27 protein-coding genes are annotated in these 23,633 nt (G+C 62.4%); 25 read left to right on the top strand and 2 right to left on the bottom strand.

Annotation, left to right across the window (positions count from 1 at the left end; translation table 11 throughout):
- Window positions 1-6: 6 nt before the first annotated feature.
- The 6 genes from mnmG to IEX97_RS00445 all read left to right on the top strand — a co-directional run bounded on the left by mnmG (window position 7) and on the right by IEX97_RS00445 (window position 6,153).
- Window positions 7-1,890, top strand: a complete 1,884-nt coding sequence (gene mnmG / locus IEX97_RS00420; protein ID WP_188880536.1) for a tRNA uridine-5-carboxymethylaminomethyl(34) synthesis enzyme MnmG — start codon at window positions 7-9, stop codon at window positions 1,888-1,890.
- Window positions 1,883-2,632: a 16S rRNA (guanine(527)-N(7))-methyltransferase RsmG gene (rsmG, locus tag IEX97_RS00425; protein WP_188880484.1), complete on the top strand. Its 750-nt coding sequence runs from the start codon at window positions 1,883-1,885 to the stop codon at window positions 2,630-2,632. Before mnmG ends, rsmG begins: the two co-directional genes overlap by 8 nt.
- Before the next feature lie 189 nt (window positions 2,633-2,821).
- Window positions 2,822-3,658: a nucleoid occlusion protein gene (gene noc / locus IEX97_RS00430; protein ID WP_188880537.1), complete on the top strand. Its 837-nt coding sequence runs from the start codon at window positions 2,822-2,824 to the stop codon at window positions 3,656-3,658.
- Window positions 3,659-3,950: 292 nt separating this feature from the next.
- Entirely contained in the window at window positions 3,951-4,718 is a 768-nt protein-coding gene (locus tag IEX97_RS00435; RefSeq protein WP_188880486.1) for a ParA family protein, read from the top strand.
- Entirely contained in the window at window positions 4,711-5,592 is an 882-nt protein-coding gene (locus tag IEX97_RS00440) for a ParB/RepB/Spo0J family partition protein (protein WP_229776159.1), read from the top strand. Before IEX97_RS00435 ends, IEX97_RS00440 begins: the two co-directional genes overlap by 8 nt.
- 60 nt (window positions 5,593-5,652) lie before the next feature.
- Window positions 5,653-6,153 (top strand): DUF4446 family protein, encoded by a 501-nt coding sequence (locus IEX97_RS00445; RefSeq protein ID WP_188880538.1) that lies wholly within the window; start codon window positions 5,653-5,655, stop codon window positions 6,151-6,153.
- 59 nt (window positions 6,154-6,212) lie between these two features.
- Here the strand turns inward: IEX97_RS00445 and yyaC are convergent, their stop codons facing one another.
- Window positions 6,213-6,860, bottom strand: a complete 648-nt coding sequence (yyaC, locus tag IEX97_RS00450) for a spore protease YyaC (RefSeq protein WP_229776161.1) — start codon at window positions 6,858-6,860, stop codon at window positions 6,213-6,215.
- Between the two features lie 154 nt (window positions 6,861-7,014).
- Here yyaC and IEX97_RS00455 point away from each other — a divergent pair, with 154 nt between their 5' ends.
- The 12 genes from IEX97_RS00455 to IEX97_RS00510 all read left to right on the top strand — a co-directional run bounded on the left by IEX97_RS00455 (window position 7,015) and on the right by IEX97_RS00510 (window position 15,819).
- Window positions 7,015-7,605, top strand: a complete 591-nt coding sequence (locus IEX97_RS00455) for a hypothetical protein (protein WP_188880488.1) — start codon at window positions 7,015-7,017, stop codon at window positions 7,603-7,605.
- 202 nt (window positions 7,606-7,807) lie between these two features.
- The gene (locus tag IEX97_RS00460) at window positions 7,808-8,779 is read left to right on the top strand and encodes a mechanosensitive ion channel family protein (protein ID WP_188880489.1); all 972 of its coding nucleotides are present in this window, start codon (window positions 7,808-7,810) and stop codon (window positions 8,777-8,779) included.
- 13 nt (window positions 8,780-8,792) lie between these two features.
- A complete protein-coding gene (locus IEX97_RS00465) occupies window positions 8,793-9,002 on the top strand; it encodes a DUF951 domain-containing protein (protein WP_188880491.1) in 210 nt (69 codons plus the stop codon).
- A gap of 512 nt (window positions 9,003-9,514) precedes the next feature.
- A complete protein-coding gene (ychF, locus tag IEX97_RS00470; protein WP_188880492.1) occupies window positions 9,515-10,615 on the top strand; it encodes a redox-regulated ATPase YchF in 1,101 nt (366 codons plus the stop codon).
- A 178-nt stretch (window positions 10,616-10,793) separates the two neighbouring features.
- Entirely contained in the window at window positions 10,794-11,081 is a 288-nt protein-coding gene (gene rpsF / locus IEX97_RS00475; RefSeq protein ID WP_188880493.1) for a 30S ribosomal protein S6, read from the top strand.
- 22 nt (window positions 11,082-11,103) lie between these two features.
- Window positions 11,104-11,577, top strand: coding sequence for a single-stranded DNA-binding protein (locus tag IEX97_RS00480; protein WP_188880494.1), 474 nt, complete (start codon window positions 11,104-11,106; stop codon window positions 11,575-11,577).
- A gap of 77 nt (window positions 11,578-11,654) precedes the next feature.
- Window positions 11,655-11,885 (top strand): 30S ribosomal protein S18, encoded by a 231-nt coding sequence (rpsR, locus tag IEX97_RS00485; RefSeq protein ID WP_188880496.1) that lies wholly within the window; start codon window positions 11,655-11,657, stop codon window positions 11,883-11,885.
- A 286-nt stretch (window positions 11,886-12,171) separates the two neighbouring features.
- Entirely contained in the window at window positions 12,172-12,477 is a 306-nt protein-coding gene (locus tag IEX97_RS00490) for a MazG-like family protein (protein WP_188880497.1), read from the top strand.
- A 4-nt stretch (window positions 12,478-12,481) separates the two neighbouring features.
- Window positions 12,482-13,390, top strand: a complete 909-nt coding sequence (locus IEX97_RS00495) for a DUF2232 domain-containing protein (protein WP_188880498.1) — start codon at window positions 12,482-12,484, stop codon at window positions 13,388-13,390.
- Between the two features lie 38 nt (window positions 13,391-13,428).
- Window positions 13,429-13,881 carry a 50S ribosomal protein L9 gene (gene rplI, locus IEX97_RS00500; RefSeq protein ID WP_188880499.1) on the top strand — a complete coding sequence of 151 codons (453 nt, stop codon included), beginning with the start codon at window positions 13,429-13,431 and terminating at the stop codon, window positions 13,879-13,881.
- 103 nt (window positions 13,882-13,984) lie between these two features.
- Entirely contained in the window at window positions 13,985-15,373 is a 1,389-nt protein-coding gene (gene dnaB / locus IEX97_RS00505) for a replicative DNA helicase (RefSeq protein ID WP_188880500.1), read from the top strand.
- Window positions 15,370-15,819, top strand: coding sequence for a hypothetical protein (locus tag IEX97_RS00510; RefSeq protein WP_188880501.1), 450 nt, complete (start codon window positions 15,370-15,372; stop codon window positions 15,817-15,819). The genes dnaB and IEX97_RS00510 overlap by 4 nt, the downstream gene beginning before the upstream one ends.
- Window positions 15,820-15,825: 6 nt before the next feature.
- On the opposite strand, the gene IEX97_RS00515 is transcribed toward IEX97_RS00510, so the two are convergent.
- Window positions 15,826-16,194 (bottom strand): hypothetical protein, encoded by a 369-nt coding sequence (locus tag IEX97_RS00515; protein ID WP_188880502.1) that lies wholly within the window; start codon window positions 16,192-16,194, stop codon window positions 15,826-15,828.
- Window positions 16,195-16,361: 167 nt separating this feature from the next.
- Between IEX97_RS00515 and IEX97_RS00520 the strand changes: the two genes are divergently transcribed.
- Genes IEX97_RS00520 through IEX97_RS00550 form a run of 7 tightly spaced genes read left to right on the top strand, consistent with a single transcriptional unit; the run spans window position 16,362 to window position 23,626 of the window.
- Window positions 16,362-17,057, top strand: a complete 696-nt coding sequence (locus IEX97_RS00520; RefSeq protein WP_188880503.1) for a response regulator — start codon at window positions 16,362-16,364, stop codon at window positions 17,055-17,057.
- 4 nt (window positions 17,058-17,061) lie between these two features.
- Window positions 17,062-18,816 (top strand): sensor histidine kinase, encoded by a 1,755-nt coding sequence (locus tag IEX97_RS00525; RefSeq protein WP_188880504.1) that lies wholly within the window; start codon window positions 17,062-17,064, stop codon window positions 18,814-18,816.
- Window positions 18,813-20,099 (top strand): hypothetical protein, encoded by a 1,287-nt coding sequence (locus IEX97_RS00530; protein ID WP_188880505.1) that lies wholly within the window; start codon window positions 18,813-18,815, stop codon window positions 20,097-20,099. The genes IEX97_RS00525 and IEX97_RS00530 overlap by 4 nt, the downstream gene beginning before the upstream one ends.
- Window positions 20,096-20,920, top strand: coding sequence for a two-component system regulatory protein YycI (gene yycI, locus IEX97_RS00535; RefSeq protein WP_188880506.1), 825 nt, complete (start codon window positions 20,096-20,098; stop codon window positions 20,918-20,920). The genes IEX97_RS00530 and yycI overlap by 4 nt, the downstream gene beginning before the upstream one ends.
- A gap of 21 nt (window positions 20,921-20,941) precedes the next feature.
- Entirely contained in the window at window positions 20,942-21,829 is an 888-nt protein-coding gene (locus tag IEX97_RS00540; protein WP_229776164.1) for an MBL fold metallo-hydrolase, read from the top strand.
- A gap of 30 nt (window positions 21,830-21,859) precedes the next feature.
- A complete protein-coding gene (locus IEX97_RS00545) occupies window positions 21,860-23,122 on the top strand; it encodes a S1C family serine protease (protein WP_188880507.1) in 1,263 nt (420 codons plus the stop codon).
- 24 nt (window positions 23,123-23,146) lie between these two features.
- The gene (locus tag IEX97_RS00550; RefSeq protein WP_188880508.1) at window positions 23,147-23,626 is read left to right on the top strand and encodes a 23S rRNA (pseudouridine(1915)-N(3))-methyltransferase RlmH; all 480 of its coding nucleotides are present in this window, start codon (window positions 23,147-23,149) and stop codon (window positions 23,624-23,626) included.
- Window positions 23,627-23,633 lie beyond the last annotated feature (7 nt).

Consider the following 23,633-nt stretch of genomic DNA (forward strand, 5'->3'; position numbering starts at 1 on the left):
GTGCAGGTGCGGTATTTCGGCGGAGCGTATCAGGTCATCGTCATCGGTGCCGGGCATGCCGGCTGTGAAGCGGCGTTGGCCGCGGCGCGCATGGGTTGCAAGACGCTGCTCCTCACCATCAATTTGGATACCATCGCACTCATGCCGTGCAACCCATCCATCGGCGGTCCGGCGAAAGGGATTGTGGTGCGTGAAATCGACGCGTTGGGAGGCGAGATGGCGCGCAACATCGACCGGACGTACATCCAGATGCGGATGCTCAACACAGGGAAAGGTCCGGCGGTGCAGGCGCTGCGGGCGCAGGCGGACAAGGCGCTCTACGGCCGCACGATGAAGCACACCTTGGAGCATACGCCGAATCTCGACCTTCGGCAGGGCATGGTCGAAGAGATCCTCGCCCGCGGCGGCCGGGTGTACGGCGTGGTCACCAAGACGGGCGCCGAGTACCATGCGCAGGCGGTGGTGTTGACCACCGGTACGTATCTGCGCGGGCGGATCTTCATCGGCGACGTGTCGTACGAGAGCGGGCCGAACGGCCAGATGCCGGCCATTAAATTGACGGACAGCCTGCTTGACCTAGGGTTCCGGTTGGTGCGATTCAAAACGGGTACGCCGCCGCGGGTGAACCGGAACAGCATCGATTTCGACAAGCTGATCATCCAGCCTGGCGATCCGTGGCCGCAGCATTTTTCATTCGATCCGGATGTCGAGCCGCGTGAACAGGTGCCGTGCTGGCTGACGTACACGAATGAGACGACGCACAACATCATTTTGGAGAACCTGCACCGGGCGCCGATGTACACCGGCGATATCCAGGGCACGGGGCCACGGTATTGTCCCTCGATTGAAGACAAGGTGGTGCGTTTTCGCGACCGGCCGCATCACCAGATCTTCCTCGAACCTGAGGGGAAAGACACGGCGGAATGGTATGTGCAGGGACTGTCGACCAGCCTGCCGGAGGATGTGCAGATTCAGATCCTGCGCACCATTCCCGGATTGGAAAAGGTGGAGATGCTCCGGCCGGGTTACGCGATTGAGTACGACGCCATTGTGCCGACGCAACTCTGGCCGACGTTGGAGACGAAACTCGTGGAAGGGCTGTTCACGGCCGGGCAGATCAACGGCACCTCGGGCTATGAAGAAGCAGCCGGCCAGGGCATCATCGCCGGCATCAACGCGGCCCGCAAGGCGCTTGGTGAGCCGCCGGTGGTCTTGTCACGTTCGGACGCGTATATCGGGGTGATGATCGACGACTTGGTGACGAAAGGGACGAACGAACCTTACCGCTTGTTGACTTCACGTGCGGAGTTCCGGCTGCACCTGCGCCACGACAACGCGGATCTGCGGTTGATGGAAATCGGTCACCGCATCGGTTTGCTCGACGACCGTAAGTACCGCGCGATGATCCGCAAGCGGGAAGGGATGGAGACGGAGCTTGCGCGCCTGCGGCGCACCCGGGTGCGGCCTGAGGTGGCCAACCCCGTGCTGGCACAAGCGGGATCGCCCGAGATCCAAGAATCCGTGACATTGGAACACTTGCTCCGGCGGCCGGAGGTGTCGTACCAACACATCCGCGACATGGATGACGAGGCGAAGCACGTCCCGGACGAGGTGGCGGAGCAGGTCGAGATCGAGACCAAGTATGCGGGCTATATCCAGAAGCAGATGCAGGAGATAGAACGGCAGCGTCGGCTGGAGGAGAAGGAAATCCCGGAGGATCTCGATTTTGCGGCAGTCCATGGGTTGGCGTCCGAAGCCAAAGAAAAGTTGACGAAGGTGCGGCCGCGGACCATCGGACAGGCGGCGCGCGTGCCGGGCGTCACGCCGGCAGACATTTCCATCTTGTTGGTACACCTGGAACACCTGCGGGGACGGGTGGCTCATGCGTGAAGCGGCGTCGGCAGGGGAGCGCGCGTGGTTGGCAGAGTTTGCGGTGGACGACGAACGCTGGCGGAAGTTCGAGGTGTATTACGAACGGCTGGTGGCGTGGAATCAACAGCTCAACCTGACGTCCATCACGGAACGGCGGGAGGTGTTCATCAAACACTTTGCGGACAGCCTCGCTGTGGTACGGCTTCCGGAGTGGCGGTTTGTGGTCCATGCTCCGGGGGCCGGTGTGATGGACGTGGGTACAGGCGCGGGTTTTCCAGGACTGCCGCTCGCGATCTGCCATCCTGACATCCCGTTTGTGCTTGCGGACGCGCAGGCGAAACGGCTTCGGTTTTTGGCGGACGTGGTGGCGGCGCTCGGTCTGCACAACGTCCGCCTTGTGCACGGCAGGGCGGAAGATCTGGCCCGGGACCCGGCCATGCGCGGAAGATTTGCGGCTGTAACCGCGCGAGCGGTGGCCCGGCTCAACGTGTTGTTGGAGTTGACCGTGCCTTTCTGCCGTGTGGGAGGTTTTGTCTTTGCATACAAGGGACCTGGTGTAGAGGAGGAATTGGCGGAGGGAGAACGGGCTGCCGGCGTGCTGGGCGCGAAATTGGCAAGGATTGTGCCCTGGGAGCTGCCCGAAGGCATGGGTTCACGGCGGATGGTGGTGACGGTGCAGGAACGGCCGGTTCCGGCAAAGTATCCGCGTAAGGCTGGCACGCCGCAGCGCGCCCCTCTTGGCACCGGGATGCATGCCTGAACTGGACACCGCGCGGCTCATCCTTTTCTGTGCCGGTGTGGGGAAGGTTGTCAATTTTTAAGGAATTGTTGGAAGTTTTGTCGTTCGTGCAGGAATCCCTGCCGGGCGTGTGGAAAGGGAGTACAGACGCTGCGTCTGGTCGCAGGCAGGTTTGGAATTCAGGCGGAAAAAGGGGATCGAGGAATCGTGATGAAGGAAGCTTTGACGAGATTTCTCAACCCAAAGGACACCGCCGAGTCGGCGGCGGTCGTCGAGATCCGCGTCGACGAGATTGTATCGAATCCGTTCCAACCGCGCACGGTGTTCGATGAAGAGAGCATCGCGGAATTGGCGCGCACCATTCAGACGCACGGGGTGATTCAGCCCATCATCGTCCGCCGCCGCAACGGGAAGTACGAACTCATTGCCGGTGAACGGCGGTGGCGGGCGGTCAAGTCGCTTGGTTGGCCCACCATACCGGCCATTGTCAAGGAGATGAACGACGCGCAGACGGCTTCGGCCGCTCTGATTGAGAACCTGCAACGCGAAGGACTGACCCCGATTGAAGAGGCGGTCGCCTACCAACAGTTGATTGAGTTGCACGGTTTGACCCAAGAAAGTTTGGCGCAGCGGCTTGGGAAGGGACAATCGACCATCGCCAACAAGCTGCGCTTGTTGCATTTGCCGAAAGAGGTTCACCAGGCTCTGTTGACGCGCAAAATCACGGAGCGGCACGCCCGTGCCCTGCTTGCGCTGCCATCGGAGGAACTGCAAATCCGGCTTCTCCACGAGTGCATGGAGCAGGGATGGAACGTTCGCCAGATGGAAGAGCGCGTGCAGGCCACATTGATGGGTTTGGAACGGAAACCACCGGCGCGCAGGTCTCGCCGCAAGGGGTTGTCGCGCGATGTGCGTCTGGCTGTGAACACCATCAAACAGTCGGTGACCATGATTGAACGCAGCGGTCTGCAGGTGAGTTGCGAAGAACGGGATGACGAAGCGTATTACGAATTTATCATACGCATCCCGAAGCCGTCCGGCTCGTGAGGTGATTCTCCGCTACGAGCCGCATACCATCCAGAGGCACAGAGAGAAGCGAGGCGTCTGACGGGCCCTGGCTTCTTTTTTTGCGGTTTGTGTTCCGTGGGCTGATGCGGTAGATTCTTACCCGGCGAGGCACGCCTTGGTCAACGAGGAAAGATGCTCCCACCGGATACGGTGTGCTGTACAATGGTGGAAGGCAAGATGATAGGGTGGGTGGCAGCGGTCTCGGTGTGCCGGGGATGCCCATATCAGAATCCAATCGAAATTGCAGTATCGGCCGTGAGGGGGCACAAGCGTGGCCAGTGGTCGAATCATCGCGATCGCAAACCAAAAAGGCGGCGTAGGCAAGACGACGACAGCGGTCAACCTGGGGGCGTGTTTGGCAAGCCTCGGGAAAAAGGCGCTGCTCATCGATATCGATCCGCAGGGCAACACGACGTCCGGTATGGGGATCAGCAAGGCAGACGTGAAGTACTGCATTTACGATGTGCTCATCAATGACGTACCTGTGCAGGACGCCATCCTGCCGTGTGGTGTCCCGAACCTCTGGTTGCTCCCGGCCACCATCCAACTGGCTGGAGCCGAGATTGAGCTCGTTCCGACCATTTCCCGCGAGGTGAGATTGCGGCGGGCGGTCCAGCCTTTGCGCAACGTCTATGATTACATCCTCATCGACTGTCCGCCGTCACTTGGCTTGCTGACCTTGAACGCCCTGACGGCTGCGGATTCCGTGCTCATTCCCATTCAGTGCGAGTACTATGCGCTCGAAGGGTTGAGTCAATTGTTGAACACCATCCGGCTGGTGCAACGACACCTGAATACCTCGCTTGAAATCGAGGGGGTGTTGTTGACGATGCTCGATGCGCGGACCAACCTCGGGTTGCAGGTGATTGATGATGTGAAGAAGTTTTTCCGGGAGAAGGTGTACCACACCATCATCCCGCGCAACGTCCGGTTGAGTGAAGCGCCGAGCCATGGCCGGCCCATCATTCACTACGATCCCAAATCGAAAGGCGCGGAGACGTATATGGATCTCGCCAAGGAAGTGGTGGGGCTTGAGTAGCCGGCAACGTGGATTGGGACGGGGATTGGAAGCGTTGATTCCGCAGTTGTCGGTATCGGAAGACGACGTCATCACGTCCATCGCCATCGAGGAACTGCGGGCCAACCCATATCAGCCGCGGCGTACGTTCGATGAGGATAAACTGGAAGAGTTGGCCCAGTCGATCCGGGAGCACGGCATTCTGCAACCGCTGATTGTGCGTCGCAGCTCCGTGCGCGGATACGACATCGTGGCGGGGGAGCGTCGCTTCCGGGCGGCACAGCGGGTGGGGCTGCGAACGGTGCCTGCGGTGGTGCGCGAGTTCACCGATGCACAGATCATGGAGATTGCATTGATTGAGAACCTGCAACGGGAAGACTTGAATGCCATTGAGATTGCCGAGGCGTACACCCACCTGATGGAAAAGTGCAATTTGACGCAGGAGGAGTTGGCACGGCGCGTTGGGCAAAGCCGCAGCCATGTCGCGAACATGCTGCGGTTGTTGCAATTGCCAGCTTCCGTCCGCGAGCTTGTTTCACGTGGAACATTGAGCATGGGGCATGCCCGTGCCTTGTTGGCTGTAAAAGACGAACGATTGCAAGCGGAACTCGCGCGCCGGGTCCAGGAAGAAGATTTAAGTGTACGGACGTTGGAACAGATGATTTACCAAAAGACGCAACCTGTTTCACGTGAAACAAAAAGAAAAAAGACCAAGGCGGCGGAGCCCAACCCCATCGTACGGCGCTATGAGGAACAACTCCGCTCCGCGCTCGGTACCGCGGTCAGGATTCAACCCGGCAAGCGGCGGGGGAAGATTGAAATTGAATACTTCTCCGACGATGATCTCGACCGCATCTTTCACATCATCGCCGCGGCGGCGGGTGCCGAGCTGTGATGCCGGGCAGACTAAACGTCGCTGGCCCGGCCAATTCGCGACAAGGGGGCGTCCGCTGTGATGCAATGGCTTGAATTCGCCGTCATCATCTTGTCCGTGATCTCCGTGTTCAGCCTCGTTCTGGCCATCTGGGGGTTGGCCGCCCTCGCCGGGTTGCGCCGTCGCTTCCGTCGCTGGAAAGACATCCATCAAACGGCGGATCTCGAAGCGGTCTACGAACGGACGGTGGAGAAGGCCGAACGTTTGGAAAAAGAATTGGCCGCGTTGCGCCAGACATTGACCGATCTGCAAGAAGCGGTGGCCCGGAAAATATCCACCGCCCGGATCGTTCGGTACAACGCGTTTGAAGGACAAGGCAGCGACCTGAGCTTTTCGATCGCACTCCTCGACGACCATCTCGACGGGGTCGTGATCTCGTCCATCTACGGACGGGAGGAGTCCCGCATGTATGCGAAACCTGTGGTCGGCGGGGAATCCCGTTACGCGTTGACGGAAGAAGAACGTGACGTCATCGAACAATCCGCCCATCCTGGCGACATCCACCGTCGTGTGCCGGTATAGGGAACATGATGAAGAGCACCCGCGGCCCGTCATGGTGCCGCGGTGTGTTCAAATCATGTTTACAGGTTTCTGTGTGCGTGGGATGACCGCGCAGGCTGCGATGACTCGACGATGGAGCGACGCAACTCCACCCGCTGCAAACTCTCCAACAATGCACGCACCACCACATCGGTCATGCGCATGACAACGCCCAAGCGTGTGTTCTGCAGCACGAAGTATTCCATGAAGCCGCACACGTTGACGACACCGGTGAGCGTATAGTCCCCGAACTCAGGGAGCGATTTTTTCACGCCCGCGCCTGGCCGCAACGGTCCCTTTTCGACGATGAGATGCCCTACGTGATCGAAGCGTCCCAAACAAGCATCAATGGCCAGAATGAAAGGGTGGCGCAGAGGATTGCGCCGAAGGTCATCCAGCGTGCTGGCCAGGTTGACGGCGTGCACCGGTTCATCCAGTGTACCGAACACGCGGACTCGGGCAGGCAGCACAGCAGACTGCAGGCGTGTACCGATGATGGGCCCAAACGCATCGCCGGTCGAACGGTCTGTCCCGACGCACACGATGGCGACGTCGCGCCGGCCTGCCTCCAGAAATACATGTTCGAGACAACGAGCCAATTGCGTCACGGCGGCTTCGTGGTCGAACGGGATGCGGAAGGGAGCACCCTCCGCCACAGACGGCTCGGCTGACCTGAATGCGTCGTTCACCGGGAATCCTCCTAAGCCGGAATATTCCCAGTATACGTAGGCGTACTTTCAACTATACCTGTCTGCAGTCGCCGTCATGTCTTTTGTTGGACACCATGACGGACCGGGTGCGGATGGAACGGAACCTGTTGCCTTGGCGGAGGGGGAAACGGGCATGGCCGACACGTTGCTCATCGGCGTCTGGGCTTGGACCGCGATCGCGTTGCGCCGGGCGCACCCCCGGCTGATTCTGCTGCTGCTCGCGGCGGCAGGGACAGGATTCTCCGTCGTGCTACATATTTCGGATTGGTTTATCGTGCATGTTGTCCCTCCGGCAAGTCCGGTTTGGCGCTGGTGGCTGGGTAAATTGCAAGCCGCATGGACCGCACGCAAACTGGCACCATTGCCTGTCAGTGCAGGACTGCCCGATTCGTGGCAGCTGCAGCTGTGGGCGTATCATACGGCGGAGCTTCTGTTCACAGCGGGTGCCGTGCTCGCGGTCGTGTGCAGTTTCTGCGCGGTGCATTGGCTGCTTCTCGGCCTCTACGATGAACCGGCTGTCCACCACCCCGTCGGATGGAAAGCGCGCTGGGTGCAACGGATGCTGGCCCATTTCGCGGCAGCGGTCGTCACGGTGGTGACCTCGCTGCTGCTCGCTTCCGTGGTGCCCCTGTTGCCAGCATGGATGGCCCCTTGGCTGGATCAGGGATGGGGAGTCCAAGGCGCAGCTTGGCTCGCTCGTTGGTTGACGCAAACCGTATGGTGAGAAGAACAAGCACGCGGTGGTTCCGGGAAAGCCGGCGTGATGGAACCAACACGGCTGCGGCGAAGGGAATCCATGCGCAGCGCCGGCTGCGTGTGGTATAGTTTTATGTACGTTTCTTGAAGGACGTTGCAGTTTGGGGATGAACGATGCCGATGTATCCGAAACCGCGGCGCCTCCGTCGGTCTGCGCAGCGTGACGGATCGTGGCGGGTACGCGCCGCGGAATCGAGGTGGGCATGGTGAACACGGACGCAGGCCATACATATGTCGCTTCGACTGCCAAACCATCACCGGTGGCGGGGAATACTGCCACCTCCGCGCACGCGGCCGGGCTCACCAGTGGATCCAGTGCAAAAGCGGGCTTTTGGCAAACATTGCTGCAGGGCGGCGTCCCTGCGGTAGATTGGGATCGCGCAGCGATCACGGCCGGGGTCAAGGCGGCGGAGATCCTTCTCCTCTATCTGGCGGCGCGCGTCGCCATTCGCTTTGGGTCGCGTGCGGTGGGCCGGCTGCTGCGTTCGCCGGCGGTACGTATGCAACCCCGCCGGCGCGACACGATGGAGTCGTTGCTCGACAACGTGCTCCGTTATCTGGTGTATTTCATCTTTATTCTGATGGCATTGCAGACGATGGGAGTCCGGATTGAAACGCTCTTGGCGGGCGCAGGCATCGCGGGGTTGGCGCTTGGATTCGGGGCACAGAGTCTCATCCGTGACGTCCTGACCGGCTTTTTTATCCTGTTTGAAGACCAGTATGCGGTCGGAGATTTGGTGAAGATCAACAACGTCACCGGTACCGTGAAGACCATCGGGTTGCGCCTCACCCGCCTGCAAGTCTGGACCGGCGAGATCGAGATCATACCCAATGGCCAGATCCAACAGATCACGAACTACTCCAGGGAAAATGCGGTCGCGGTCATCGACGTCCCGGTCAGCTATCGGGAAGACACCCGGCGGGCGATGGACGTGATGGGCCAGGTGTTGGAGGAGATGCGGATGGAGTCAGACGACATCGTCGGCGATGTGAAGGTCCTCGGCATTCACATGCTGCGCGACAACGACATCCTGCTCCGCGCCACCGCCGTCTGCAGGCCAACGCGGGGGGCGGACGTGCAACGTGAGGCGGTGCATCGGATCATCCAGGCGTTTGCGCGCGAACAGATTGCGCTGCGTTGAGGGGGTGCCGCGGATGACGTCTTACCAATTGGACGACATTGTTCAATTGAAAAAACCCCACGCGTGCGGCGCCAATGCATGGCGCATCATCCGCATGGGTATGGACATCCGGATCAAGTGCCAATCATGTGGGCACAGCGTCCTCATCCCGCGATCCCGGTTTGAACGTCTTTTGCGCAAGGTGTTGGTTCCATCCGGTTCCCAGGACGGCGCGGGAGAATGACATCCGTCCAAAATGGGGGACGCGCAAGGGAATGGAACATGAGGAAGGGATGGCGGCAAAGGGATGATGAGAGGGGCTGGCGGGAGTATGACCGGGGTCTCGTCAGCCCCTCATGACGACACGTGGATGACGCCAGGATTTATGCACACATGGCATGACGGCGGGGACGGAAGGATGGTACTCGTTGCATCTCTGCAGCCAACGCCCGCGTCGCGAGGCGGCGGACACGCAGTTTCCGCATCAGTCGCTTTAACACATCCTCCACCTCCTTGCATGGATAGCTTGCCATACACCATCCAAAATATCCAACCCATCGCGCGGACAGAACCCACGAACGCCCGCTCGAACAACGTGTACAGGCAGGCTGAGTCCGTTCGCCGGACCATGCCTGCGACCCATCCCTGATTTTACTCCGTCATGCTCAACATGTGAAGAAATCCTCCTCGGCGTGATTGCCGCCTTGTCGCCGATTCCATATAATGAAGCCCGAAGCTGACGAAAGAGGTGTGGACATGCCACTGCAGGCGGGAATTGTCGGGTTGCCGAATGTCGGCAAGTCGACGCTGTTCAACGCCATCACCAGAGCGGGTGCAGAGGCCGCCAACTATCCGTTCTGCACCATTGATCCGAACGTCGGCGTCGTCGAGGTGCCGGACGAACGCCTGCATCGGATTGCGGACATCGTCCATCCTCGTCGGATTGTACCTACGGCGTTTGAGTTTGTCGACATCGCCGGGTTGGTCGCCGGCGCGAGCAAGGGGGAGGGCCTCGGCAACAAGTTCCTCGGACACATTCGGGAAGTCGACGCCATTGTCCATGTGGTGCGGTGTTTTGAGAACCCGGATGTCACGCATGTGGCTGGCCATGTCGATCCCATCCGCGACATGGAGACCATCAACCTCGAACTGGTGCTGGCGGATCTGGAAACGGTGGAACGCCGCCTTGAGCGGGCACGGAAGAACATGAAATCCGGTGAAAAGCGGTTTGCCGTCGAGGCTGAGGCGTTGGAACAGCTCGCGGCCGCTCTCTCCGACGGCAAGCCGGCACGCACGGTGGCCATCGCGGAGGAAGCCCGCGGGCTTTTGCGCGACCTGCATCTACTCACCGCGAAACCGGTGCTCTACGCGGCCAACGTCGACGAACACAGCATGCAGCATCCGGAAGAGAACCCGCACGTACAGGCTGTCATGGCGCGCGCGCAACAGGAGGGAGCGGAGGTCGTCCCGATTTGCGCACAGATTGAGGCTGAAATCGCCGAGTTGGATGCAGAAGAGCGAGCCGCATTCCTGGCGGATCTCGGCGTTGCGGAACCCGGGCTGAACCGGCTCATCCGCTCCTCGTACCGCTTGCTCGGTCTCATCACGTATTTCACGGCAGGAGAGCCGGAAGTGCGGGCGTGGACCGTCCGGCGCGGGACGAAGGCGCCGCAAGCGGCAGGGGTCATCCATTCGGACTTCGAGCGGGGTTTTATCCGGGCCGAGGTCATCGCGTATGAAGACTTGATTGCCGCCGGATCCATGGCGGCCGCACGCGAAAGCGGGAAGGTCCGCTTGGAAGGCAAGGATTACGTGGTTCAAGACGGTGACATTATGCACTTCCGCTTCAATGTGTGAGTCCAACCATGCGAGGTTCCATGTTCGCGGCGCGGCGGACAGCCGTCATGCGAGTTTCTCCGCTTGCTTGTGCAAACCATGACCTTGTGTTAGTATGATGGAATGGCACGTTTCATCACGCGCCGATCCTTGCTCTGCACGCGATGCAGGGCCGTAGACCAAAAGGAGGTGACTGCCGGTGCGTCAATATGAAGTGATGTACGTGCTGCGCCCGGACCTGGAGCCGGAGCAGATCCAGGAACTGGTGAACCGATACCAGTCCCTCGTCACAGAGCACGGCGGCAAGGTGGATCAGGTCCAGGAGATGGGCAAGCGCCGCTTGGCTTACGAGATTGATCATCAACGCGAAGGGTACTACGTGTTGATGCAGTTTACGGCGAACGCGAACTTTACCCAAGAGCTCGAACGCCTGTTGAGGATTGATGATGCAGTGATGCGTTACCTCACGGTGCGGCTCGGGGAATAGATACCGTCTGGAGGGGACGCCCATGCTGAACCGGGTGATTCTCATCGGCAGGTTGACGGCAGACCCGGAGTTACGGTACACCAACTCCGGCACTCCGGTCGCGTCGTTCTCTCTCGCGGTGGACCGCATGCGGCCCAATGCGTCGGGAGAGCGGGAGACGGATTTTATCAACATCGTGGTCTGGCAGAAACAAGCGGAACTCTGTGCACAATACCTCCACAAGGGCCGCCTCGCCGCGGTGGACGGCCGGCTCCAAATCCGGACGTACGAAAACCGGGACGGCCAGCGGGTACGCGTCGCGGAAGTGGTGGCGGAGACGGTCCGGTTCTTGGACCGCGCGGACACTGGCCAGGCACAGACTGCTGCGACCGCACCTGCCGCACCGGTGACGAATCGCAACCGGCCTGAGCCGGCGCGTGCCCCTCGTTATGAAGACGATCCGTTCGCGGATGACAGTCAGCTCATCGACATCTCGGATGACGACTTGCCGTTTTAACATGTGAACCGTTCGGTTCCCCCGAGCGGCTCACCCGGGAGGAACCGCAAGCTCTGTGCAGCGAGGAGGGAACGTGAATGCCGCGTAAGGGCCGTGGCGGCAAGCGCCGTAAGGTTTGCCAGTTTTGCGTGGACAAAATCGAGTACGCCGATTACAAGGACGTCAACCGGCTGTCCCGTTACTTGACGGAACGGGGAAAAATCCTGCCCCGGCGGATCTCCGGGAATTGCGCACGCCATCAACGGCAGGTCACCGTGGCCATCAAGCGGGCGCGCCAAGTCGCGCTGTTGCCGTATACCACGGAGTGAGTTTCTCTCAATGAGCAACGGCGGCTCCGGCCGCCTGGAGACGGTGAAGCGAGAGGCCGACGACGGTCTCTCGCTTCCTCGTTTTTTGAGATGTTCGCGCTTCCGATTTTTGAGATATTCGTGCTTCCGATGTTCGCACCTCCATGGCGAATCTGTGTCGGATCGCTGTTGTGCCGACCCACCCGAGCGGGACGCCCTGGCAGGAGAAGCGAGCGTCCTGTGGAATGATCCATCCCTGATGACGGGATCGGCGCCGGACCTGTTGTCCGGCGGAGGAGGAGACGCCGTGCCTGGTTCGGACCCCCATGCGCGCATCGCGCGCAAACTCCGTTCTATTGAAGCGACCAAGGTGGACCTTCTCGAACACGTCGCTGCCGTCCATCGCGCCGTGCAATCGGGGAGCGAACGGGACATCGCGCGCAGCCTCGCACAAGTCGCGGGCACGGTGTACCTGCTCGGGGCGCAGATCGGCATCATGCCACAAGACATCGACCGCATGATGCACGAGTGGCTGGCGCGCGTCCTGCCGAAACTCGAACTGGAACCGGACACCGCTGACTTCTTTGCGCGGTACATTCAGAGCAAGAGGTGACGGCATGGGCTGGCGCGATGGGATGAGCGCGGAAGCCCTTCTGGCTCTGGCGCTGTTCGTCCTCCTCTGCAGTTGCACCCTGTTGCCGGGTGTCAACCTGTTGGCGGTTTGGTTCTTGCCTCTGCCGCTCATCGTGATGGCGGTGTGCGAAGGTCAAGCGGCGGTCACCGCGTTGGCCGGGTGTGCGGCGGTGTTTCTGCTGTTGGGCGGATTTGGGTGGTCGGGGCTGGTGTTCGCCGTCGGGATGTACGCAATGGCGCGCGTGACCGGGGAGCACGTGCGAGAAGGCGAGTCGCCGTATCCTGCCTTGGTCTTCACTACGTTGTTGTTCGTGATGCTGGAGTTGGTTCAGCTGGCTCAGTACCGCGCCGCAGGCCATGACATCCGGGCGGCCGTCCAAGCGATGTTCCACACCTGGTTGGCGGCCGATCAACGCATTCTCAACCTCACGCCGGCGGAGATTCGGCGGCTCGCGGACGAGCGCGCGCAGTGGGTGCTGATGATGCTTCCGGGGATGATTGGGGTCACAGCGGTTGCGCTGGCGTGGATGAATGTCGGCGGCGCGCGCCTGCTGCTGCAAAGGCGCATTCCCCGTTTCGCATTGCTGATTGACGGGTGGAATTTACCGTATGCCACGGTGGTTCTCTATGTCCTTCTGCAATGTATCATATTGTTCGGTTGGGTCGACAACCCGTCCTTTTGGGGACAGTCGGTCCACAACGCCTCGTTCGTAGCCGGGTTTCTCCTCGGCATCCAAGGGTTGGCATGGCTTTGGCGGCGGGTGTCGGCGTTGGGGCAGGTGAAATACGCGTGGTTGTTCCCGCTTATCGCCCTGCCGTTGACTTTGCAGTTTGTCGGGGCGCTTTACATCATCATCGGCATGCTTGACCTGATGCGGCAGCACCGGCGGTAACGCGGAAGGCAAGCGTTTGGAACAAAGGGGCGAGGACGATGAAGGTCATTCTGCTCGCAGATGTGAAGGGCCAAGGGAAAGCCGGCGAGATCAAAGAAGTTTCGGAAGGGTACGCCCGTAACTATTTGTTTCCCCGGAAATTGGCGGTCGAAGCGACACCGGGTCAGCTGCAGCAACTCAAAGCGCAACAGGAAGCCAAGGCGCGGCGAGAGGCGCAAGAACTGGCCCATGCCAAAGCGTTGGCGGAAAAGCTGTCTCAGATCAAGGTCTCCATCCCGGCGCACGCGGGGGAAGGCGGCCGCCTGTTCGGAGCCGTGACATCGAAGCATATCAGCGAAGCCCTCGCGCGCATGGGGATTCAGGTAGACAAACGAAAGATTCACCTCGAAGAACCGATCAAGGCCCTGGGTGGTTACCATGTTCAGGTGCGGTTGCATCCGGAGGTCACGGCGGATCTGACGGTGTTCGTGGAAGCCGATCCGTCGGCTTGACGGATGCTGCGGTGCCGGCAGAACGGATCTTGCCGGAGAAGGCCCCTCGGGGGTCCTTGCGTTCGATTGAACCGAGGTCATGCGGAAGGAAGAAGGTGCGGGGATGGACGCGCACGACTCGGCCGGGCCCCTGAGCTTGGCGTGGGAGGACCAGGACGGGTTGCGGATGCCTCCGCAGAGCCTGGACGCAGAGCAGGCGGTGCTCGGAGCCATGCTGATCTCGGCGGACGCGGTGGCGGTGGCCGTGGAGTGGCTTGAGCCGGAGGACTTCTATGTCCAGGCGCACCAGGTCATCTTCGCCGCGATGCGCGAGTTGTACGAAGCCGGGCAACCGATTGACGTGGTCACCACCACGGCGCAGCTCCAAGCGAAGGAAGGTTTGCTCGAACAGGCCGGCGGTCTCGAGTACATCGCGAACCTGGCTGAGGCCATTCCGACTGCGCTGCATATCGAACAGTACGTCCAAATTGTCCGTGACAAATCGTTGCTGCGCAACATCATCCGTGTGGCGACCGAGATTGCCCAGGAAGGATACCGCGGCGAGCTGTCCGGCGAAGAACTCCTGGCTGAGGCGGAACAGCGGATTTTGCACCTGTCCGAGACGCGGCGCACGCGGGACTTCTCCCACATTGCCGATGTGCTCGGGGTGACGTTCGACCGGATTGCGCAGTTGTATGAGAGCGATGGTCACATCACCGGGTTGCCTACAGGATATGCTGAGCTCGACCGCATGACGAGTGGTCTGCAGAAGAGCGACCTCATCATCGTCGCGGCACGGCCGTCGGTCGGCAAGACGGCGTTCGCCCTCAATCTTGCGCAGAACGTGGCGGTGCGGGCAGGGGTCCCCGTGGCGATCTTCAGCCTGGAGATGTCGAAAGACCAGCTGGCGCAGCGGATGCTGAGCGCCGAGGCATACATCGACGGACACAAGCTGCGTACCGGTGCCTTGGATGAAGAAGATTGGCCAAAGCTGTCGATGGGGGTGAGCACCCTCAGCAACGCGCCCATCTACATCGACGACACGCCTGGCATCTCCGTGCCGGAGATGCGCAGCAAGCTGCGCCGTCTGAAGGCGCAGGTGGGGCTTGGGTTTGTCGTGATCGACTATCTGCAGCTGATTCATGGCCGGCGCAGCCGCCACGAGAACCGCCAACAGGAGATTTCGGAGATCTCGCGCATGCTGAAGCAACTCGCCCGTGAACTCGATGTGCCCGTTCTGGCGCTCGCCCAGCTCAGCCGCTCCGTGGAACAACGGCAAGACAAACGGCCGATGCTGTCGGACATCCGTGAATCGGGCAGCATCGAGCAAGACGCGGATGTGGTCGCGTTCTTGTACCGTGACGACTACTACGATCCAGACAGCGAGCGCAAGAATGTGGTCGAGGTCATCATCGCCAAGCAGCGCAACGGCCCGACCGGCAAGGTGGAGCTGGTGTTTCTCAAGAACTACAACAAGTTCGTCAATCTGGAAAGGATCCATACGCCGTCATGACGGATACGGGGATGACGGGGTCCGGGAAGCGGTTGTCGCGGCGCGAGTATCAGCGGGCCCTGGCCCGCAAGCGCCGGCTGCGGCAGAAGCGGCGGCGTGCCCGGTTGCGGCGCATCAAGGCAGCGCGGGCGCTGCGGTCCGTTCAGTTCTGGACCCGCGCCGCGCTGTTTCTGGCCGGGTTGGCCGCCGTGGCCTTCTGGGCCAAGTTCGCGCTGGTGTACGACATTCCTCTCTACGCGCGTCAGGGCTTGTTGGCAGGGGTTCGCGCGTACGTGACGTCCAAGCCGTGGTGGTTTGGCCCGCCGGTCTTCGATCTCGCTGCGTACCAACCGCAGGACAACTTGCCTGCGGTGGTCTCCAATCCGTATACGTTGTTGCTTTCACGCCTTGGGCGTTACCAAGCGGTCGTCACCGCGCCGCACATGGTCTGGGTGCTGCGCGGGTGAGCCGGCTCATGTGCTGCCGCCACAGGCGCGGATGACGCGGACCACCTGTTCGGTCAACGCCTCCGGACAGACGACGGTGAGCAACACGTTGCGCCCGGTGATGATATCCGCCCCATCCGCCATGCCGCTTGCGGCAGGGTGGGCGGCGAGCAGTGCGGCGGCGTCCGGACCTTGACCGGTACGGCCGAGCGTGATGGATGCCAGACCCGGAAAGTCACCGCTGATCAGGAATGAATCGCGATCCGGCGGTCTGCCGGGGACACCGGCCAAGTCGTCCACCTGGGTCACGTGCACGCCGAGCGCGCGAATTTCGGCTTCGGCCCGCCGGGCGTCTTCTTCGCAGAGAAACGATGCCAACACAGTCCGTTCATTCACGGTGGCGTCACCTCCTGGCGATAGTTTCGGTCAGGGTGGGGCAACGCATGTACGCGGCATGCACCGGATGCAATTCCGTCTCACCCATCCGCGGCCATCCACCCGCGGCGGCCACGCTCGCTGCGGGTACGCCGGGACCAGGGGCGAAACGGAGAGGAGGGAAGGTCATGGCCGACATCTTGGTGGTGGAAGATGAAGAGTCGATTGCCGAAATTCTCAAATTCACGCTGGAGCGCGAAGGCTACACGGTGCAAGTCGCGTACGACGGCATGGAGGCGGTGGAGGCGGTCCGCCGGTCAGAGCCGCAGCTCATCCTGCTCGACGTAATGCTGCCGGAGAAAGACGGATTTGAGGTGTGCAAAGAGGTGCGCGCGTTCAGCAAGGTTCCCATCATCATGCTCACGGCGCGGGACTCCGAGGTGGACAAGGTATTGGGCTTGGAGCTGGGTGCAGACGACTACGTGACCAAACCGTTCAGCATGCGGGAGCTGCTCGCGCGCGTCAAGGCCCATCTGCGGCGCATGGCATTGGACGAAGGGGCGTCTGTCCAGGACGGCAAGCGGGAACGGATTGTCGCGGGGGATGTCGTGATTGACCTCCGCCACTACGAAGTCACGCGCGCCGGAGAACCCGTTTTGCTCACCCACCGGGAGTTCGAACTGTTGGCGTTCCTGGCGGCGCGGCCCGGTGTGGTGTACACCCGGGAGGAGCTGTTGGAACAGGTATGGGGCACAAGTTATCTCGGGGACGGGCGCACGGTCGATGTCACGGTGCGCAGGTTGAGGGAGAAATTGGAGCCCGACCCGAGCAACCCGCGCTACGTGATGACCAAGCGCGGCGTGGGCTACTTCTTCCGGAGGTAGCCGTATGTGGCGCAGCGTCCGCTCCAAACTGGTCACCGTCTACCTGTTGCTCATCGTCTTCACGTTGGAACTCATCGGGGCGTTCTTCGTCCACACCTTGACCACCTCGCTCATCCAGAGCCAGACGGCTTCGGTCAGCCGCCAGGCGCAGCTTTTGGCCACCATCGCGGCTCCTGAGGCGGCGCGGGTGGCTGCAGGCGGCCAGGCCGACTTCACGCCGATTCTCCATGCCCTGCCGCAACTCATCAACGGGACGGTGTATGTGCTCAACAAGGAGGGCGTGGTGGAGGATACGTCAGCCGGACAGGCGCTGATTGGTCAGAAACGGATTGACTCGGTGGCGACGCAGGCGTTGGTGCAACGGCAGAAGGTGGCCGCCATCCGGTACGATCCGCTGGCGCAGCAACACCTGCTGGCGGTCGCGGTGCCGATGTTTTGGCAGGATGCGTTCGTCGGCTTGGTGGAATACGTCGTCCCTGTGCAGGAGACGTACAACACGGTGCGCCAGGTGACGGCCATTTTCTACACCGCCAGCCTCATTGCCTTGGCGATGGCGGCACTGTTCGGGTTCGCCCTCTCGGAGACCATCACGAAACCGGTGCGCGAAGTGACGGCCTTGGCGCGCAAGCTGGCGGGCGGAGATTTCACACGCCGCGTCGAGGTCCACAGCGACGACGAATTCGGCCAGCTGGCGGTCGCCATCAACGACCTGACCGAGAAATTGCAGGCCGCACTCGCCGCGAGCGCCCGGGAGCGGGAACGGCTGCAGGCGGTCATCAAGCACATGCGTGACGGCGTGATCGCGTTTGATGACCGGCTGGAGCCGGTGTTGTGGAACGACGCCGCGCTGGCGATGTTGCCGGGCGGAGCGGCCGGCCTGCCGGAAGCGGCGCGCCACCTCGGGCTGGCGGGACGGGCGGATGCTGCCGCGGAGGCGGAAGGGGAATCCCGCCAGTTGGTGCGCGACGGCCCGGTGGTGCACGTGTTGGTCAGCCGCATCGAGAAGGGGTCGGCGCTCGCAGGATACGTCGCCGTCTTGCGCGATGTGACCGATATGGAGCGCCTGAACCGTGCGCGCCGCGACTTTGTCGCCAATGTGTCCCATGAGTTGAAGACGCCGTTGACGAGCATTCGTTCTCATGTCGAAGCGCTGTTGGACGGACCGGATTTGCCGGTGGACATGCAGGCGAAGTTCTTGCACGTCATCCGCGCCGAGGCGGACCGTATGACGCGCCTGACCCAGGACTTGCTGCAGTTGTCGGCCATTGACGCCGGCGGCCTCACGCCGAACCTGCAAGACATCGAGGTAGAGCGGTGGCTGCGGCAGACGGTGCAGCGGTTTTCGTTGCAAGCGGAACGCGGCGAAGTGTCCATCCACCTCACCTGCCCGCCGGACCTGTATCTGCAGGGCGACCGGGACATGCTCGACCGGGTGATGGACAATCTGCTCAGCAACGCCCTGAAGTTCACACCGCCGGGAGGCCGCATCACCGTAGCGGCGCACGCTCAGGACGGCGGCGTCGCCGTCGTGGTTTCCGACACAGGACAAGGCATCCCGCCGGAGGATTTGCCGCACGTGTTCGACCGCTTTTACCGGGTCGAGAAATCGCGCAACCGCCGCAAGGGGGGATCCGGATTGGGGCTGGCGCTGGTCCGGGAAATGGTCAAGTTGCACGGGGGTCGCGTCTGGATGGAGAGCGTGCCGAATGAAGGCACCACCGTCACCGTCTGGCTGCCGGAGAGGGGCAGTCGGGCATGACGCGCGCCGGTTGGAAGACGCTGCTGCTCGCGCTGTTGGTGGGGGTGAGCCTGGTGGAGAGTTTTTGGCTGTGGCGCGGACTTTGGCAGAACTCGACGGAAGTGGGCATAGGCCAGGCACCGCTTTTGCCTGCGGCCGCCCAGCCGGATGCCCGGACTGTGACGCGGCCCGTGGAGATCCGCGTCAAGTATGCGGGGACCGGCAGGCCGTCGGTCCTGCTGCCGGGCGATCCGGCTTACCAGGATTGGCTGACGCGTTTGGCCCGCTTGTCGCTGCGCAACCTGCACCCGGTGGCCAACGCCCCGGACGACGGGACGACCGTGGTGTTCCAATTCGGGACGACGCTGGATCATCCCACCCTGTCCCGCTGGGTTCCGGCCCTGCGCAACACTCCGCTGGCGGTGGCGGCCGAGACCGTCACTTTGTACCTGCCGATTGGCAGCGACACGGTGTACCTGGCATTGGCGTCCAGGTCAGGGGACTATGTGGCGGAGACCGACCTGCCGCCCAACCTGTTCGCCAACGCCATCCGCTCCACCGTTTGGTCAGCCCGGTTCGTCAGCTGGAACGGTTCGGACGGATGGGTGCCGCTCAAGCCGATGGAGGTGGCCGCGTCGACCTGGCGGACGGACCGTGCGGGCCTGATGCCGTTGGTGCGGTCTTTTTTCGTCAATCCGGCTGCGTTGACGCGGATCCCGGAAAACACGGCCACGTGGGTCTGGACCGACGGCAGCCGCGTCGTGCGTTGGGACGAAGCCCAAGATGCGTTGACGTACGAAGACCCGAACCAGACGGCGCCCCTGCGCCGTCGCTTGCCTGCGTTGCAGCTGGCACTTGGCTTCGTCCGCACCCACGGCGGCGTACCGGCCGACACCGTCGTGGAAGAGGAAGATGATTCCATCTTCGCCGACGCTCTGCAAGCGTTCACATTTGTGCCGTATGACCAAGGATTGCCCATTCTGTCGGACGGTACGGCGTACGAAGCGGACGTGAGCCACGGCACGGTGGTGAGGTTCACCCGCCCGCTGCGCGAACGGGTGCGCAGAACGCGTGTCTGGCAGGTGGCGGTCCTCTCGGGCAGTCAGATGTGGAAGGCGTTGCAACGGATTGAACCCGCGATCTCGCCGGGCGACGTGACGGTGGTGTTCGGCTATGCCGTGCGCCCGCACGGCGCGGATGCGGTCGACCTGTTGCCCGCCTACTTCATCAGCGAAAGCGGCATCGTGATGTGGGTGTTGGACGCGCGCACCGGATCCGTGATGGAAGGAATGACCGCACCGTGAATTGGGAACAGGCCAAGACGTGGTTCATCTTCGCGTTTTTGCTGTTGGACCTCGTGCTCGCCTGGCCGCTGTACACGGACCGGATCCAGACGGCAGGCTACGCCGAGTCCTACCAAGATCAGCTGGCGAATACGAAAACCTTGCTCGCCGAGCACGGGCTGACCCTCGCGGCAAACGTCCCGACGGATCACCCTAGCCTCAGTACCCTGCATGCCGACTTCGCCAATCCGCCGCTGCGCGAACTGGCCAGGGCGGCGTTCCACTCGCCGCGGATTGAGGAATTTGTCGGAGGCGCGCAGGGCAGCGACGGCAGGGTCATGCTCATCGGCAGCGGATCGTGGCAGGTCGAATACGACCGGCCAATCGCTGCCAAGGGAGCGGCTGCGTGGTTAAACCGGGTATGGCACGGAAGTGAGTACATGGCCGATACGGCCCTCGCCCAGCGTTTTGCACCGACGTATGAGCAGGCGTACGACGACTATCCGATGTTCGATGTGACCCTGACGTTCGACGTCCGCGGCGGAATCCTGCACGGCTACATGCAGACGTGCGTCGTCAACATCACGCCTGCCGGATCGGCCAAACCGACCGTGTCGGCGCTGGACGCCCTGGACAGCCTGGCCACCATGGTGGACAATGGCAGTGGGCACAGCGCGGCGCGCATCGTCGACATCCAACTGGGGTACGTGCGCAAGGTGGCGGTGAACCCCGACGGTGCCAGCCAGCCTGCCAACTATTGGTTTCCGGTTTGGCGGGTGGTGACCACACGGCAAGTTTACTACATCAACGCATTGACCGGGGAAGTGGACAGTCCGTACTGAAGCGGGAGAGGAGCTAGGAGTGTGGAGCCTTGTCTGGAATTCACCGTGCTGGCCAGCGGCAGCAGCGGAAACGCCCTGTACGTTCAGTCCGGTGCGACGCGCATCCTCATCGACGCAGGACTGAGCGGCCGCGAGCTGCAGCGCCGTTTGCGCGAAGTGACCGGGAGGGGGCTGGATGAACTCGACGCCGTCGTGTTGACGCACGAGCATGTCGATCACGTCCGCGGCTTGAACCAGATCCTCAAATGGACGAGCGTGCCGGTGTACGCGACGGCCGGCACCTGGCACCAGATGGCGGCTGTGGCAGCGGAATGGGCGGCATCCGGGCGCATCCGCTGCGTGCGGGCTGGCGAGGCATGGACCCTCGGCGCGATGACCCTGACGCCGTTTGGGGTGTCCCACGACGCGGAGGAACCGGTGATGTACCGAATTGACGCCGGAGGCGCCAGCCTCGCGCTCGTCACCGACCTCGGCTACGTGAGCGACCGGGTGAAAGACGCGGTGCGCGGGTGCGGTGTGTACATATTCGAGACCAATCACGATCCGGAGATGTTGCGCAGCGGCCGCTATCCGTGGCGTGTCAAGCGGCGGATCCTCGGCGACAAAGGCCATCTGTCCAATGAAGACGCCGCCGTGGCCCTGGCGGAGTTGGTTCCGTCCGCCCAAGGCCGCGTCCAGGTCTTTTTGGCTCACTTGAGTGAGGAGAACAACCTGCCTGAGCTCGCGGAACTGACCGTCCGCACCGTGCTGGCGGACATCCTCGGCAGCGAGGCGGAGCGCGTGGACATGCACCTCACCAGCCGGCACGCGCCTTCGCCGCTGTACCCAGTCCTTGCGCCTGCCCAGTCTCGTGAACGGCAAACCTCCCCCGCCACGGCATACCTCCCGCCGCCAGGGATCACACTATGAGGCAACGTCACGAGCGAGGCGGGGGGTGCCATGCGGATACGGATGCGAAACGCCGGCTGGCGCGTGCAGGCTGGTGCGGCTGCGGCGGTATGGGCGGCAGCGGCCGCGTGCGCGACGGGTTGGAACAGTCCTTGGCTCAGGAACGATGCGTGGGTGACGGCGGAGGCGCGGGACTTGCCGTGGCTCAGCAAACCAGCGGCGCACAACGAGATTGTCGCGGCGGTACGGCGGGTCGAACCTGCCGTGTTCGCCGTCGTGAATTACGCGAGCGTCCGCGACGAGTACACCCAGGAGGCAAAATGGGAACCGAGCGGCGTCGGTTCCGGTGTGCTGTTTGCGAAGGACCGGGCGGCGGCGTATGTGGTGACCAACGCCCATGTCGTCGCCGGTGCGGAACGGGTGCAGGTGGTCTTGCCGTCTGGCCGGCACATTCCCGCCCAGTTGCGCGGCAGCGACCCGTACACCGATCTGGCGGTGTTGGCCATCCCGGCAGCGGCAGTGGCACACGTGACGCCGCCTGTGTTTGCGGATTCAAACACCATCCAGGTGGGCGAGCCGGCGGTGGCCATCGGCACGCCGATGGGGCTCGACTTTGCCGACACGGTGACCGCAGGCATCGTGAGCGCCAAGCAGCGGATGATGCCGGTGGAACAGGAACAGACCGATCAGGTGCTCGACTACCAGCCGGTGATTCAGACGGATGCGGCCATCAACCCGGGCAACAGCGGCGGGCCGCTCATCAACGTGCGCGGCGAAGTGATAGGTATCAACAGCAGCAAGATTGTGGCGCCGCACTTTGAAGGCATGGGATTCGCCATCCCGGCCAACGCGGTCAAGGGGATCGCGGACCAGATTATCCGCACGGGCCATGCCACGCATCCGGCCCTGGGCATCGCGGGGGTGTCGCTCGCGTCGCTGCCGGAGGAAGTATGGCCCGAGGTGCCGGTGGATTATGGCGTGCTCGTCCGCAAAGTCACCGCGACCGAGGCCAGGCGGGCCGGGTTGCAAGCAGGGGACGTGATCGTCGGCATCGGAGAGAAGACGGTGAAAACGATGGCCGACTTGCGCACCGCGCTGTTTGAACACCGCCCGGGGGAACAGGTGGTGCTTCGGGTGTACCGGGACGGGCGGCCCGTGCAGGTTGCGGTGCGCTTGACCGAGATGACAGCCGAGGCGATGGCGGGGCACGAACGCGATGGTACATGGGATGCGGACGATGGTGATGGTGCGGGCGGAGGCCGCGAGGATCACGGACATGCTTTGCCGTTTATCACACCCGGTTTTCCGCGTTGACGACGGCGAAGGGAGCAGCGGCAGGTGCAGTTGGTCGTGTTGGCGGTGGGCAAGGTGAAAGAGCGTTACTGGCGGCAGGCGCTCGACGAATATATCAAGCGCCTGTCGCGCTATGCGCAGGTGGTTGAGGTGGAGGTGCCGGACATGCCGGCGCCGGACGGCGCCCCGGAAGGCGTGCGCGCACAAGCGCTGCGGGCGGAGGCGGACGCCATCCGCAAGCATCTGCGGGAGCGGGACGGCATCGTCGTGCTGGATCGCGCCGGGATGATGTGGTCTTCGGAGGCCTGGGCCGGGCAATTGGCCCAGCTGGAACAGGCGGGGTTCGGCCGGCTCGTGTTTGTGGTCGGCGGGTCGTACGGCGTCGCGCCCGACCTGTTGGCGCAGGCTCACCTGCGTTGGAGCTTTGGCCCCATCACCCTGCCGCACAACCTGGCGCGGGTGGTGCTCTTGGAACAACTCTACCGCGCCTATCGGATTTTGCGCGGGGAACCGTATCACAAGTGAACAGGAG

The sequence above is a fragment of the Paenalicyclobacillus cellulosilyticus genome (assembly GCF_014647315.1).
In the GTDB taxonomy this organism is placed as follows: domain Bacteria; phylum Bacillota; class Bacilli; order Alicyclobacillales; family Alicyclobacillaceae; genus Alicyclobacillus_J; species Alicyclobacillus_J cellulosilyticus.